The sequence below is a fragment of the Bradyrhizobium sp. CB82 genome (assembly GCF_029714405.1).
Taxonomy (GTDB): domain Bacteria; phylum Pseudomonadota; class Alphaproteobacteria; order Rhizobiales; family Xanthobacteraceae; genus Bradyrhizobium.
The window spans coordinates 8,778,033-8,790,870 of record NZ_CP121650.1; the positions used below are offsets into that span (position 1 = coordinate 8,778,033).

The 12,838-nt window shown below is 65.3% G+C and carries 13 protein-coding genes, 1 tRNA gene and 1 pseudogene; 4 read left to right on the top strand and 11 right to left on the bottom strand.

From position 1 onward, the window contains the following. Positions 1-95 precede the first annotated feature (95 nt). Entirely contained in the window at positions 96-260 is a 165-nt protein-coding gene (locus tag QA640_RS41585; protein ID WP_283038389.1) for a hypothetical protein, read from the top strand. A 156-nt stretch (positions 261-416) separates the two neighbouring features. On the opposite strand, the gene QA640_RS41590 is transcribed toward QA640_RS41585, so the two are convergent. The 9 genes from QA640_RS41590 to QA640_RS41630 form a co-directional block, all read right to left on the bottom strand. After that, positions 417-1,271, bottom strand: coding sequence for an amidohydrolase family protein (locus QA640_RS41590; protein ID WP_283038390.1), 855 nt, complete (start codon positions 1,269-1,271; stop codon positions 417-419). 108 nt (positions 1,272-1,379) lie between these two features. Beyond that, the gene (locus QA640_RS41595) at positions 1,380-2,312 is read right to left on the bottom strand and encodes a sugar-binding protein (protein ID WP_283038391.1); all 933 of its coding nucleotides are present in this window, start codon (positions 2,310-2,312) and stop codon (positions 1,380-1,382) included. 95 nt (positions 2,313-2,407) lie between these two features. Next, positions 2,408-3,466 carry an ABC transporter permease gene (locus tag QA640_RS41600; RefSeq protein WP_283038392.1) on the bottom strand — a complete coding sequence of 353 codons (1,059 nt, stop codon included), beginning with the start codon at positions 3,464-3,466 and terminating at the stop codon, positions 2,408-2,410. Between the two features lie 11 nt (positions 3,467-3,477). Continuing rightward, positions 3,478-4,242 carry an ATP-binding cassette domain-containing protein gene (locus QA640_RS41605; RefSeq protein ID WP_283038393.1) on the bottom strand — a complete coding sequence of 255 codons (765 nt, stop codon included), beginning with the start codon at positions 4,240-4,242 and terminating at the stop codon, positions 3,478-3,480. A gap of 12 nt (positions 4,243-4,254) precedes the next feature. After that, positions 4,255-5,577, bottom strand: coding sequence for a xylose isomerase (xylA, locus tag QA640_RS41610; protein WP_283038394.1), 1,323 nt, complete (start codon positions 5,575-5,577; stop codon positions 4,255-4,257). Beyond that, positions 5,574-7,031 (bottom strand): xylulokinase, encoded by a 1,458-nt coding sequence (gene xylB / locus QA640_RS41615; RefSeq protein ID WP_283038395.1) that lies wholly within the window; start codon positions 7,029-7,031, stop codon positions 5,574-5,576. The genes xylA and xylB overlap by 4 nt, the downstream gene beginning before the upstream one ends. 81 nt (positions 7,032-7,112) lie before the next feature. Continuing rightward, positions 7,113-8,165 carry a LacI family DNA-binding transcriptional regulator gene (locus QA640_RS41620; protein WP_283038396.1) on the bottom strand — a complete coding sequence of 351 codons (1,053 nt, stop codon included), beginning with the start codon at positions 8,163-8,165 and terminating at the stop codon, positions 7,113-7,115. Positions 8,166-8,259: 94 nt separating this feature from the next. Then, positions 8,260-8,724, bottom strand: coding sequence for a GNAT family N-acetyltransferase (locus QA640_RS41625; protein WP_283043047.1), 465 nt, complete (start codon positions 8,722-8,724; stop codon positions 8,260-8,262). A gap of 62 nt (positions 8,725-8,786) precedes the next feature. Continuing rightward, on the bottom strand, positions 8,787-9,302 hold the full coding sequence (locus tag QA640_RS41630; protein ID WP_283038397.1) for an XRE family transcriptional regulator: 516 nt from the start codon (positions 9,300-9,302) through the stop codon (positions 8,787-8,789). 259 nt (positions 9,303-9,561) lie between these two features. Between QA640_RS41630 and QA640_RS41635 the strand changes: the two genes are divergently transcribed. Continuing rightward, on the top strand, positions 9,562-10,554 hold the full coding sequence (locus tag QA640_RS41635) for an alpha/beta hydrolase (protein WP_283038398.1): 993 nt from the start codon (positions 9,562-9,564) through the stop codon (positions 10,552-10,554). A 17-nt stretch (positions 10,555-10,571) separates the two neighbouring features. On the opposite strand, the gene QA640_RS41640 is transcribed toward QA640_RS41635, so the two are convergent. Both QA640_RS41640 and QA640_RS41645 read right to left on the bottom strand, forming a co-directional pair. Continuing rightward, positions 10,572-11,063 carry a YbhB/YbcL family Raf kinase inhibitor-like protein gene (locus QA640_RS41640; RefSeq protein ID WP_283043048.1) on the bottom strand — a complete coding sequence of 164 codons (492 nt, stop codon included), beginning with the start codon at positions 11,061-11,063 and terminating at the stop codon, positions 10,572-10,574. A 99-nt stretch (positions 11,064-11,162) separates the two neighbouring features. Further along, positions 11,163-11,236, bottom strand: a tRNA-Gly gene (locus tag QA640_RS41645). 172 nt (positions 11,237-11,408) lie between these two features. Here QA640_RS41645 and QA640_RS41650 point away from each other — a divergent pair. Further along, a pseudogene (locus QA640_RS41650) lies at positions 11,409-11,977 on the top strand (methylated-DNA--[protein]-cysteine S-methyltransferase). 9 nt (positions 11,978-11,986) lie between these two features. Continuing rightward, complete coding sequence (locus QA640_RS41655; RefSeq protein WP_283038399.1) at positions 11,987-12,826, top strand: AraC family transcriptional regulator; 840 nt, start codon at positions 11,987-11,989, stop codon at positions 12,824-12,826. Positions 12,827-12,838: the final 12 nt, after the last annotated feature.

Sequence of the window (12,838 nt, forward strand, 5' to 3'; positions counted from 1 at the left end):
CGTGAGGCAGTCTCACTGTCCTACGGCTGCCCGTCAGGACAATGGTGCTCCTCGACTTTCGGTGATCTCATCGTGGCGAGTCGGGGAGGACTGTCATGGCGGAAACCACCAAGCTCTCCGTTGAGAAGGCGCTGGAAAAGCTCCGCGAAGCCGATCCAAAAACCAAAGACGCGCTGCGCGATGAAAAAATCGATGAACTCAATGAAGAGATCAAGCGCATGAGGGCACAGCGGCGGCGCCTCGAGCGCGGGCAGGCGTAGACGGGGGTGTCACCCACCGAGCGAGTTTCTGCCGAGGCGTGGCTCGGCCGCGCCTTTGGCTGGTCGGGACTAATATCCGCTCAAAGATGCATTGGGTCAGTGATGCCCGCTCCAACACCATTCCAGCGAACCAGGCAGCGAATTGACATTTACCTTTCAGGTTCGCGGGGTAGGCAGCCGATATGCCTGTTGCGCGTTTGCGCCGAACGCTTTCTCGCGCAGGTGCGGACCAAGTCTTGCAAGACATTCCTCGAGCGCGCCCTTGATCTCACCGTAGCTTCCCGCCAGCAGGCACACCGGCCAGTCCGAGCCGAAGATCAGACGATCCTCGCCGAAGCATTTGGCAACGTGTTCGATGTAGGGCAACAGCCGCGCCGCATCCCAGTCGTTCCAGCGCGCCTCGGTGGCGAGGCCGGAGACCTTGCACCAGACATTGCCGCAGGCTGCGAGCGCGGCCATACGGTCGGCCCAGTCACGGCTGAAGCCATCTGCGATCGGCGGCTTGGCGGCATGGTCGAGCACGAGACGTGCTTGCGGAAAGGCCTGCGCCGTCGCGATCGCGGCCGGCAGCTCGCGGGTGCGGACCAGTAGATCGTAAGTAAGATCGTGCGCGAACACCGCCGCAAGACCGCGCTGCACGTCCTCGCGCAGCAGCCAGTCGGGATCAGCCTCGTCGTGGACCTGATGGCGAATGCCGACCAGCCTGTCGCCCGCCGGCGCGGCGCGCAGCCGGTCGAGCATTTCGCCGACCGCAGCGTTGGTCAGATCGACCCAACCGACGACGCCGATAACGAAGGGCGTCGCGGCGGCGATGCGCAAGAATTCCTCGGTCTCCGCGACCGAGGAGCGGCACTGAACCAAAATGCTTGCGTCGATCCTGTTCTGCTTCAAGAGGGGCGCGAGATCGGCGGGGCCGAAGGCGCGGCGGATCGGTGCGAGCTCGGCTGCTTCCATCCAGGGATAGTTGGCCTTGGCCGGATCCCAGAAGTGCTGATGTGCGTCGATGATCATGCCTGACGCTCCGCATCGCGATGCCGTTGGTCCGAAACCTAGTCTCTCCCGCTCGCGTAATCCGCAAGCGGGAGAGGGATTGCAGGAGTATTAGGGCTGAGAATACTCCTAATTCAAGAGTTTCGCGACGTTGTCCTTGGTCACGAGGTCGAGGCCGGTATAGATGATCTCCGGCACCTTCTCACCCTTCTTGATCGCGAGCAGGGCGTCCATCGACTTCTCGCCCATCTCGAACGGGCGCTGGCCGGTCAGCGCGTTGGAATAGCCGTCGCGCAGGAGCTCAAGCTGCATCTTGAGCGTGTCGGCGACAACGAGCGTCAGCTTGCCGGAGTCGATGTCCTTCTTGTTCTTGTTGACGAAAGCCTTGAAGCCTTCCGGCGCGAACATCGGCCAGCCGCCAACCGGAACGATCGCGGCGAGATCGGGCGTCGCGGTGCGCAGGTCCGCCATCTGCTGAACGGCGAGCGTGGAATCGTCGTTGCAGAAGGTCGGCGAGCCCGCGACCTCGACCCATTTCGAGCCCTTGAGCGCTTCGCGGACGCCATCGACACGCTCGGCAAGGTTTTTCGCTCCCGGACCACCGGAGACCATGGCATACTTGCCACCCTCTGGCCGGAGCTGCAGCAATTGCTTACCGAGCGCAAGGCCGAAGTCCTTGTTGTTGGTGCCGATATAGGCGATGCGCTTGGAGCCCGGCGCGTCCGCGTCAAACGTGATGACGGGGATGCCGGCCGCGGTCGCCGCCTCGATCGATTTGGTCATCGCCGCGACATCGGCGACCGAAATCGCCAACCCATCCACCTTCTGGGTAATGAAGTCCTGGATGATCTGCGCCTGCGTCGCGGGTTCGTGCTCGATCGGCCCCTTGTATATGCACTCGACGTTGCCGAGCTCCTTGGCGCGCTTCATGCAGCCGTCGCGGGCCACGTCGAAGAACGGGTTGTTCATCGCCTTGGGCACGACCGCGAACTTGTAGGTCTGCGCGAATGCCGGGGTTGCCATCATCGCGATGGCCATGCCGGCAAACAGGATCTTCCTCATTACTTTCCCTCCGCTTTTTGTGCCTATCCATTTGAAAACCATGGCTCCGGAAGGCGGATAGACGACACATTCGTTGTCCCCCCGGAGTAGCTCTTTCAGGTCATGCGCGAACGGATGCGGTCGACCAGCACGGCCATGATGATGATCACGCCCACCAGCGTCTGCTGCCAGTAGGAATTGACTTGCGCGAGCACGAGGCCGTTGCGGATCACCTCGAGCAGCACGCAGCCGACGATGGCACCGAGCGGGCCGCCGATGCCGCCGGCGAGATTGGCACCGCCGATGACGGCGGCCGCGATCACGTTGAGCTCGTAGGACGTCGCCATGTTCGCCGGCGCCGATCCGAGCCAGCCGGAGATGATGATGCCCTGAAGCCCCGCGGCGAGCGCGCAGATGACATAGACCTCGATCTTCACCCGCACGACCGAGATGCCGGTCAACTCGGCCGCCTTCTCGTTGCCGCCGAGCGCGAAGACGTGGCGGCCGAATGTCGTGTGGTGCAGCACGACGGCCATGACGAGCGCGAGGATCACCAGATAGATGAAGGGCGCGGGCACGCCAAACAGATCGCCCGAGGTGAGCGCGTAGAAATAATCGGCGTCGGGCCCGCTCGGAAAGCTGCCGCGGCCGTTCGAGACGACATAAGCGAGCCCGCGCACGATCGAGAGCATGCCGAGCGTGGTGACGAAGGGCGATAGCCCCAGCACTGCGATGCAGAAGCCGTTGATGAGCCCGACGATCAGCGCGGCGCCGAGCCCGGCAAGCACCGAGACCAGCAGGATCAGGCCCGGCACATTGGCGACCACGGTCTTGCAGTCAGCGGCCAGATGGACGAACAGCGATCCGGGCGCCGACAGCTCGACCATGACCATGGAGGTGATCATGGCGGAAAAGCACATCATCGAGCCGACCGAGAGATCGATGCCGCCGGTGATGATGACGAAGGTGATTCCGAGGGTTGCGATGGCGATGAAGGAAAAATTCTTCGCCACGTTCTGCATGTTGCCTTCGGTGAAGAAATAGGGACTGGCGAAATGCATCACTGCCAGCAGCACCAGGAGCGCGAGCAGAACGTAGCCGGTCTGCGTGGCAAGGAGACCGCGTTGCCACCATCTTGCCTTGCCGACATTGGTGAAGGTGATCGGAGATTCCATCTGGATCGCCACTATGCCGCCTCCTTCGCGCCGGTAATGAGGGCGGTGACTTCCTCGGGGCTGGTATCGTGGATCGCCTTGTCGGCGCGCTTTTCGCCACGGCGCATCACGACGACACGGTCGCAGACCGCAAACACGTCGGGCATGCGGTGGGAGATCAGCATGACGGCGACGCCCTGCTCTTTCAGGCGGTGGATCAGGCTCAGCACCTGCTCGACCTGGCGCACCGAAATCGCCGCAGTCGGCTCGTCCATCATCACGAGCTTGGCGTTGGAGAGGCGGGTGCGCGCGATCGCGACCGCCTGGCGCTGGCCGCCCGACATCTGCTTGACGAGATCATGCGGCCGCGTCTCCGAGCGCAGCTCGCCGAACAGTTCCAGCGCCCGCGCCGCCATCGTCTTGTGATCGAGCAGCGAGAGGGGGCCGAATTTGCGCGTGAGCTCGCGGCCGAGGAAGACGTTGGCTGCCGCCGTCAGATTGTCTGACAGCGCGAGGTCCTGGTAGACCACCTCGATGCCGACGGCGCGCGCATCGATCGGCCGATGGAAATGCACAGCATTGCCGTCGAAGCGGATCTCGCCGTGGCTGGGGCGGAAATTGCCGGCGATGATTTTCACCAGCGTCGACTTGCCGGCGCCGTTGTCGCCCATCAGGCCGACCACCTCGCCCGGGTAAACTTGCATGTCGACGTCGTGCAGCGCGCGGATGGCGCCGAACTCCTTGCCGATCCCGGTCAATTCAAGAACCGGCTGCCGTGTTGCTTCAACGCTTGCCATCAGCAGCCTCGCTCAGACGTATCGGTTGACCAGGGATTCCAGATATTCCTGACGGCCCGACCGCGGCTGCGGATCGAAGCCGGGGGCCAGCGCGCGATCGGCGAGATCGGCGAGTGAGCGCTGGCCGGCAAGGATGGCGCGGCCCTCGGGGCCGGCCCAACCCTGGTAGCGCTCCGCGAGCGGCGTCGTGAGCGCGCTCGTGTCGAGCATGTCGGCCGCCGCGAGGAAGGCCCGCGCGCAGGCATCCATCGAGCCGACATGGGCGTGGATCAGATCGTCGGGGTCGATGGATTGCCGCCTGATCTTGGCATCGAAATTGAGACCGCCCGTGCTGAAGCCGCCGCAGTTCAGCATCTCGTGGAACACCAGTGCGAGCTCGCCCACGTTCATCGCGAACTGGTCGGTGTCCCAGCCGAGCAGATCATCGCCGCGGTTGATGTCGAGCGAGCCGAACACCCCGAGGGCCTCGGCGAGCGCAACCTCGTGCTGGAACGAGTGCCCGGCGAGGATGGCGTGGTTCTGCTCGATGTTGAGCTTGACGTCCTTGAGGAGGTCATAGCGCTGGAGGAAGCCGTAGCAGGTGGCGACGTCGAAATCGTATTGATGCTTGGTCGGCTCCTTCGGCTTGGGCTCGATCAGGATAGGGCCCTTGAAGCCGATCTTGTGCTTGTGCTCGACCACCAGCGAAACGAAGCGGCCGAGCTGGTCGAGCTCGCGCCCGATATCGGTGTTGAGCAGCGTCTCGTAACCCTCGCGCCCGCCCCACAACACGTAGTTCTGACCGCCGAGCCGATGCGTGACTTCGAGCGCGGCGCGCACTTGTCCGGCGGCATAGGTGAAGACCTCGGGATCGGGATTGGTCGCCGCGCCCGCCATGTAGCGGCGGTGCGAGAACAGATTGGCCGTGCCCCAGAGCAGGCGCACCTTGGCGGAGGCCATCTTCTGTTCGAACAGATCTGCAATGGCATTGAGGTTGGCAACCGACTCGGCGAGCGAAGCGCCCTCGGGCGCTGCGTCGACGTCGTGGAAGGTGAAGAAAGGCACATCCAACAGGCGGAACAGCTCGAAGGCCACATCGGCCTTGGCGCGCGCCATCGCCATGGCATCACCGCCGTGATGCCAGGGCCGCAAGAACGTCTCACCGCCGAAGGGATCGCCGCCGGGCCAGCAGAACGAATGCCAGTAGCAGACGGCAAAGCGCAGATGATCCTCCAGCCTGCGGCCGTGAACGATGCGGTCCTTGTCGTACCAGCGGAACGCGAGCGGGCTCTTGGCGCCCGTGCCGCCATAGGCGACCGGCACGGTCGCACCGAAGAAATTTGGGGATGCGTTCACAGGGAGAACTCCTTCAGCGCGGGATACAGTTTTCGCCACTGATGATAGGCGTCGTCATAGGCGGCAGCAGCGGACGGGCGCGGCACAAAGCTCGCGAGGCGCCGCGGACGCGTGCACACTTGGGCGGGCTCTTCGCCGGTTGCGGCAAGGCGGCCAAGCCGCGCCGCACCCAGCGCAGCCCCGACCTCGCCTTCCTCGACGCGATGGACGGGGATGCCGAGCACGTCGGCGCAGATCTGCGCCCACAAGGCCGAGCGCGAGCCGCCGCCGACGAGATCGACCTCCGAAATCGCCGAGCTCGCGCTGCCGAGCGCGGCAAGATTGTCGCGCGCGGCGAAGGCGACGCCTTCGAGCACGGCCTGCACGATCTGGTCACGTCCGCTGCCGCCGCGCAAGCCGACGAAGGCGCCGCTCGCTGCGGCATCATTGTGCGGCGTGCGCTCGCCATCGAGGTAAGGCAAAAACTTGATGTTGCTCGGCCCATCGACGCTCTCGCCGAGCGGCGCGAGCAGCGCGGCCGTCGGCGTCGCCATCACGCTCGCAAGCCAGGCGAGCGAAGCGGCGGCCGAGAGCATCACGCCCATCTGGTGCCAGAGGCCCGGCAGCGCATGGCAGAACGCGTGCACGGCCGAAGCAGGCGCCGGAGCAAACCGGTCAGTGACGCGGAAGATGACGCCGGAGGTACCGAGCGACAGGAAGGCATCGCCAGGGGCAATCGCGCCGAGCCCGATCGCGCTTGCCGCGTTATCGCCGGCGCCGCCGGCAACCACGACATTCCTCGCCATGCCCCAGCGCTGCGCATATTCCGGCGCGAGCGTCGCGGCCACCTCGCTGCCTTCGACAAGCCGCGGCATGTGATGCAGATCGAGGCCGGTGGCGTGCAGCAGAAGCGCGGACCAGCGGCGCTGACCGACGTCGAGCCACAGCGTGCCGGCGGCATCCGACATGTCCTCGACCATCTCGCCAGTCAGGCGGTAGCGCACATAGGCCTTCGGCAGCAGCACTTTTGCGACGCGCCGGAAGATCTCGGGTTCGTGCCCCGCGACCCACAACAGCTTTGGCGCGGTGAAGCCGGGCATCGCCAGATTGCCTGCAATCGCGTGCAGTGACGGGCAGCGCCGCTCCAGCTTGGCGCATTCGGCATGCGAGCGGCCGTCGTTCCAGAGAATGGCCGGGCGCAGCGGCCGGCCGTCCTCGCCGAGCAGCGTCGCGCCGTGCATCTGGCCGGAGAGACCGATGCCGCGCACCTGCGCGACCTCGTGCGGATGACTGGCCGCGAGATCGTCGACCGCGCCGATCGCGGCTTTGACCCAGGCGTCGGGATCCTGCTCGGACCACAGCGGCGCAGGATGCGACAGCGCAAGCTCGCGCGCGGCCGTCGCGACAATCGCGCCGACTTCGCTCACGAGCACCGCCTTCACACCGGACGTGCCGATGTCCATTCCGAGAAACATGTTTCGTCCTCCCTTTCCGGCCCGGCTGGCGATCTGTCGCCTGTTTTGCGCGGGCCGTCCTCACACTTCCGTTCTGCCTCCTTAAGGCAGATTGTCCCGCATCACGATGTCGATGCGGATCTTCTCCTGTTCGCTCAAGATCGGCTCGCCCCGCGCCAAGGCCAGCAGCACGCGCACGGCGGCGCGCGCCTCGTGGCCCGGGTTCTGCGAGATCGCAGCATCCATCACGCCCTGCAGCAGCAGCTTGCGCGTCAGGACCGTGACGTCGTGTCCGACGAACACGATCTGCTTGTCGCGGCCGGACTCCATCAGCGCCCTGGCAACGCCTTGCGTGCCAGCGCCGACATTGTAGAGGCCGACGATATCAGGGTGTTTGGCGAGCAGGCGCGCCGATAGCTGCCAGGAGCGCTCGTCCTCGTCGCGCCCCTCCAGCACCGGGAGCACGCTTAGCTCGACAAACTCCGAGGCCAGCACCTGCTTGAAGCCGAAGATGCGCTCGGCGTGATCGCGCAGGCCCTGCGAGCCCGCGACGATCGCGACCTTGCCGGAACTTAAACCAGATCTTGGGCCCACGAGCCGGCCGACCAGCGCGCCCGCGGTACGCCCGGCTGCGATGTTGTCGATGCCGACATAATGATGGCGTCGCGACGACGGCACGTCGGAAACGAGCGTCACCACCTTGGCACCGCCATCGACGAGATCGTTGATCGCCGCCCGCACGCCGGGATGATCGAGCGCCACCACGGCGATGCCGTCATAGGTGCCGACGAGCGCTTCCAGCGAGGATGCGAGCACGGCCGCATCGAACACGTCGGTCGCGATCATCTCGACCGCGAGGCGGCGAGCCGAAAGCCAGGCCGTCATCTCGCCGAGATAGGACTGGATCTGCTGCATGAACAGGTTTGGACCCGAGGGCATCACGAAGGCGAAGCGCCGGGCGCGGCCACGGGCGAGCTCGGCGGCGGCAACATGCGGCTGGAAGGAATTGCGTTCGATCGCGTCCTTGACGCGCCGGACCGTGTTGGGCCGTACGCCGGGCCGGTTGTGCAGGACACGGTCGACCGTGGCAAGGCTGACCCCAGCCTGGCGGGCGATGTCCCTCAATGTCAGCGCGGCGGGCGCGTCGTGCTTCATGGGCTGAAGGCTAGCAGAGGTTTTCTGAGGTACGCAACTCATTTTGAGGGACGGGCTGGGGACGGTTGGTCGCCTGGTCGTTGTCGCGAGTTGCTCAGCGCCGAGCCAGATCGAGCGTCAGGAACAGGCTGTTGGGGTCCTCGGCATAGCCCTCGAACGGACCGCAATCGACGAAGCCGTGCGCCCGGTAGAGCGCGTGCGCGGGCTTGAAATAATCCCACGACCCGGTTTCCAGGCTCAGCCGCGCCATGCCGCGGGCACGGGCCTCTGCGATGATGTGGCCGAGCATGAGCGCGCCGAAACCGCGCCGGCGCGCGGTCTGGAGCGTATGCATCGACTTGACCTCGCCGTGGGAGGCGCAGAGAGCCTTCAGCGCGCCGACCGCGACCAGCGTCTCGCCGTCCCAGCCAGTCCAGAAGGCGACATCGGGCGCACGAAGGCCGGCAAGATCGAGCGCATGGGCGCTGCCCGGCGCGGTCTGCGCCCGCGCCGCCGCGACGTGATAGTCGAGCAGCGCGATGACGCGCGGATCATGGGTGTCGCCGGTACGGATCTGCATGACGCTCCTCATCTCATGGCGCGATGTCGGTGGCAGAGTGGCATTGCGCACGATCAGCGGCATCAGGCTTTTCCTTGAGCTACGCCGCGCCGGATGATCATGACATAGCGCGCATCCTGCCGGCTTTCGTTCTCGAAGGTCACCGCGCGCATGACGTCGAAGTCGAGGCAATCGCCGTCGCGCAGGCGAAGCGTCTTGGCGTCGATATGCACGGAGATCGCGCCCTCCAGCATCAGGAGTTGCTGGGTGAAGGCGTTTCGGCCCCAGGGGCTGTAGGGCACGCGCGCACCGGCCGGCAGATCCACGACGATCACCTCGATGCCGCTCGCGGCATCCGTCGGCGAGGCATGACGCCGGCGATAGCCGCTCTCGGGATCGCGCCATTGTGGCTGGTCGGCGAGCCGCACCAGCCGCTCCGGCGGCTTGTCGGCGAGCGCGACCACGTCGCTCAGCGACACGTCGAGCGCGGCGCAAAGCTTGTTGAGCAGCGACGCTGTCGCGCTGCTCTGCGCACGCTCGACCCGCCCGATCATCGCGCGGCTGACGCCCGAGCGTGCAGCGAGTTCGTTCAGGGTCATGCCTGCCTGCATCCTCAATGTCTTCAATCGGCGACCGATCGCCCTGTCGAGCTTTTGCTGATCCATTGTCGTGCGGGTCCTGGCCTCATCCGAACATCGCCCGGCAACCGGACCGCACCCGCCAAGGCCTGAGGAAGCTTAGCGCGGGCAGCGGCGTACGCCGGGATCGAAGGGCTAATATATTAGAAACTTTGCGCGGCTCGTACGCCCGATTAGAATGCATGAATGGCACGGGGCAATGTATGAGCGAGGCAATTACATGAGCCAGCCAACGCAGCGGATAATCAGGACCAACGGCATCAGCCTCAACGTCGCCGAACAGGGCGAGGGGCCGCTCGTACTGCTCTGCCACGGCTTTCCGGAGAGCTGGTACTCCTGGCGCCATCAGCTTGCCGCGCTGGCAGCTAGCGGCTTCCGCGCCGTTGCGCCCGACATGCGCGGCTATGGCAAGAGCGACAAGCCCAAGGCCATCGACCAATACACGATCTTCCATCTCGTCGGCGACCTCGTCGGACTGCTCGACGCACTTGAAGCCCCGACCGCCGCGATCGTCGGACACGACTGGGGCGCGACCATCGCCTGGCACACGGCGCGGCTACGGCCGGATCGTTTCCGTGCCGCCGCCATACTCAGCGTGCCGTTCCGCCCGCGCAGCCCGGCGCCCCCGACCAGCCTGATGCCGCAAACGGCGGAAGCGCAGTTCTATCAATTGTACTTCCAGGAGCCGGGCGTGGCCGAAGCGGAATTCGAGAGGGATCCGCGGAAGACGCTCGGTGCGATGCTCTATGGCGGATCTGGCGAAGGCACTGCCGCGTTCCGCGCCAGGGCCGCGAGCAGCGGCAGGAGCGTCGGTGTCGGCATGGTGTCGCGCACGAATGGCATGCTGCCGAACGTGCCGGTGCCGCTGCCGTCCTGGCTCAGCGCAGCCGATCTCGATTTTTATGCCGCCGAGTTCAGCCGCAGCGGATTTCGCGGCCCCCTCAACTATTATCGCAACGTCGATCGCAACTGGGAACTGATGGCCGCCTTCGAAGGCGTGAGGGTCACCGTGCCCACGCTCTTCATCGCCGGCGACCACGACATGGTCATTGCATTCCCGGGCGCCGCCGAGCATCTCGCCAACATGAAACAATCCGTGCCGCTGCTCCGCGATATCCAGATGCTCCCCGGCTGCGGCCACTGGACCCAGCAGGAACGGCCGAACGAGGTGAATGCGGCGATGATCGAGTTTTTGCGGAGCCTGCCAACTTAGGGCGCGCGGACGTCAGATCAGCGCCCATAGCGCCCGGTGAGAGTTGCCTTGGCGAGGGTGTGTGAGCCGAGATCGGACTCAATCTGCGCCGCCGATGCCGAGGCGTCCGTGGCGTTCGGCAGTCGCTCGACGTCGAGGGCGAACACCGTGATCCGATAGCGATGCGGCTTGTTGCCCGGCGGCGGACACGGACCACCATAGCCGTCAGCTCCAAAGTCGTTGCGGCCCTGGATCACCGCCTTCGGCATCAGCCCTGCCTTCGCGTCGCCTGCCCCCTTCGGGAGGCCGTCGACGTTTCCGGGGATGTTGAACACGAGCCAATGCCACCAGCCATGACCTGTCGGTGCGTCCGGATCGTACATGGTGACCGCGAAGCTTTTCGTTCCCGCCGGCGCTCCGCTCCAGTTCAGGGCCGGCGAGACGTTGCCGCCGTTGCAGCCAAAGCCCGTGAATGCTTGCTCTTTGGCGATCGTTGCCCCTTCTCTGATCGCCGGACTGGTCAGCATCATGCCTTGCGCGTTCGCTGCGCCTGCGCCGAACAGAGATCCGAGGGTCAGGATAATCAAAGGGCGCGCCGGCATCGCAAGGCCCTCAACCGATCAGACAATTGGAGCGGGCGAAGGGAATCGAACCCTCGTATGCAGCTTGGGAAGCTGCCGTTCTACCATTGAACTACGCCCGCTTGATGCGTGGTCCGCCCCCTCTGATTAGCCGAGACGACGCCGAACGCCAAGCGCTTTGGCGCGGTCGGCCTCACGCTTCTTTACGTGTCGGCAAGATTTTTGGGCGCGTCGGATTGTGGCGGTGTTATGATCCCTGCCCGGCTAAGGACGTGCATGAGTGGGGGCGTGCACATGGTGGGGCGGTCTTACGCGATTTTCGATACGGCGATCGGCCGCTGCGGCATCGTCTGGAGCGGCGCCGGGATCGTGGCCGTGCAATTGCCGGAGGCGCGACCCGCCGCCGGATTTTCCAGGTCCATCCCGCGTCGCGCGAGCAGCGGCCGGCGGGCAATACCGAGCTTGCGATCGAGGCCATCGTTGCGTTCCTGCATGGCGAGGCCGCCGATCTCCCCGACATCAGCCTCGACATGAGCGGTGTACCCGGCTTCAATCGGCGCGTCTATGACTTCGCCCGCGACATTCCGCGCGGGGAGACCCGTACCTATGGCGAGGTCGCCAAGGCGCTGGGCGCCTCCGGCGCCTCGCTTTCGGTGGCGCAGGCGATCGGCAAGAATCCCTTCATGATCATCGTGCCCTGCCACCGCGTGCTCGAGGTCGGGAACTACCCCGACCGGATCTCGCCTTATGGCGGGGTGATGTCGAAACGTCGGTTGCTCTCGCTCGAGGGCGGCCATCCAGTCGCCAGCAAGTCGCTGTTCGAGGTTCTGCTGCCCGTTGCCCCGCCGCGGGTGCAGACCTAGATAGGTCTGATGGAAGCGACCACGCTGAAGACGACGCCTTCAATGACGGTGTCGCGGTTTCGCTGCGATGCGGGACCGGACGACAAGCCGTTTGCCGAATATCGCACCGGCCATTCGCTCGCCTATGTCCGCGAAGGCAGCTTTGGCTGCCATTGCCGGGCCGGCTTCTTCGAGCTGGTGGCAGGCTCGGTGCTGGTCGGCCATCCCGGCGAGGAATACACCTGCACGCACGAGCATGTCAGCGGCGACGAGTGCCTGTCGTTCTTCATCGGCGAAGACCTCGTCGAAGCCCTCGGCGGACGGCGCGAGGTCTGGCAGGTCGGTGCCACGCCGCCGCTGCCTGAGCTGATGGTGTTGGGCGAGCTGGCCCAGACGGCAGCAGATGGCAACAGCGACTTGGGACTTGACGAGATCGGCCAGATCTTTGCCGGGCGCTTTGTCGAGGTTGTCTCGGGCAAACCGCGCAAACAGGTCGCGCCGACCGCGCGGGACCGCCGCCGCGCGGTGGAGAGCGCGCTGTGGATCGATGAGAATTCGGGCCGGGACATCGATCTCGATAACGCCGCGCGGCAGGCGGCCTTGAGTCCCTTCCACTTCCTGCGCCTGTTCAGAGGCGTGCTCGGCGTCACCCCGCATCAATATCTCGTGCGCTCGCGGCTGCGGCACGCTGCGCGGCTCTTGAGCGATGATGACATCGCGGTCACCGACATCGCCTATGACGTTGGCTTCGGCGATCTCTCCAACTTCGTCCGCACCTTCCATCGCGCCGCCGGCGTGTCCCCGACGAAGTTCCGCCAGGCCTCACGCGGGATGCGCAAGATTCTCCAAGAGCAGCTTGCCCTCAACTGACTAGGGTCATCT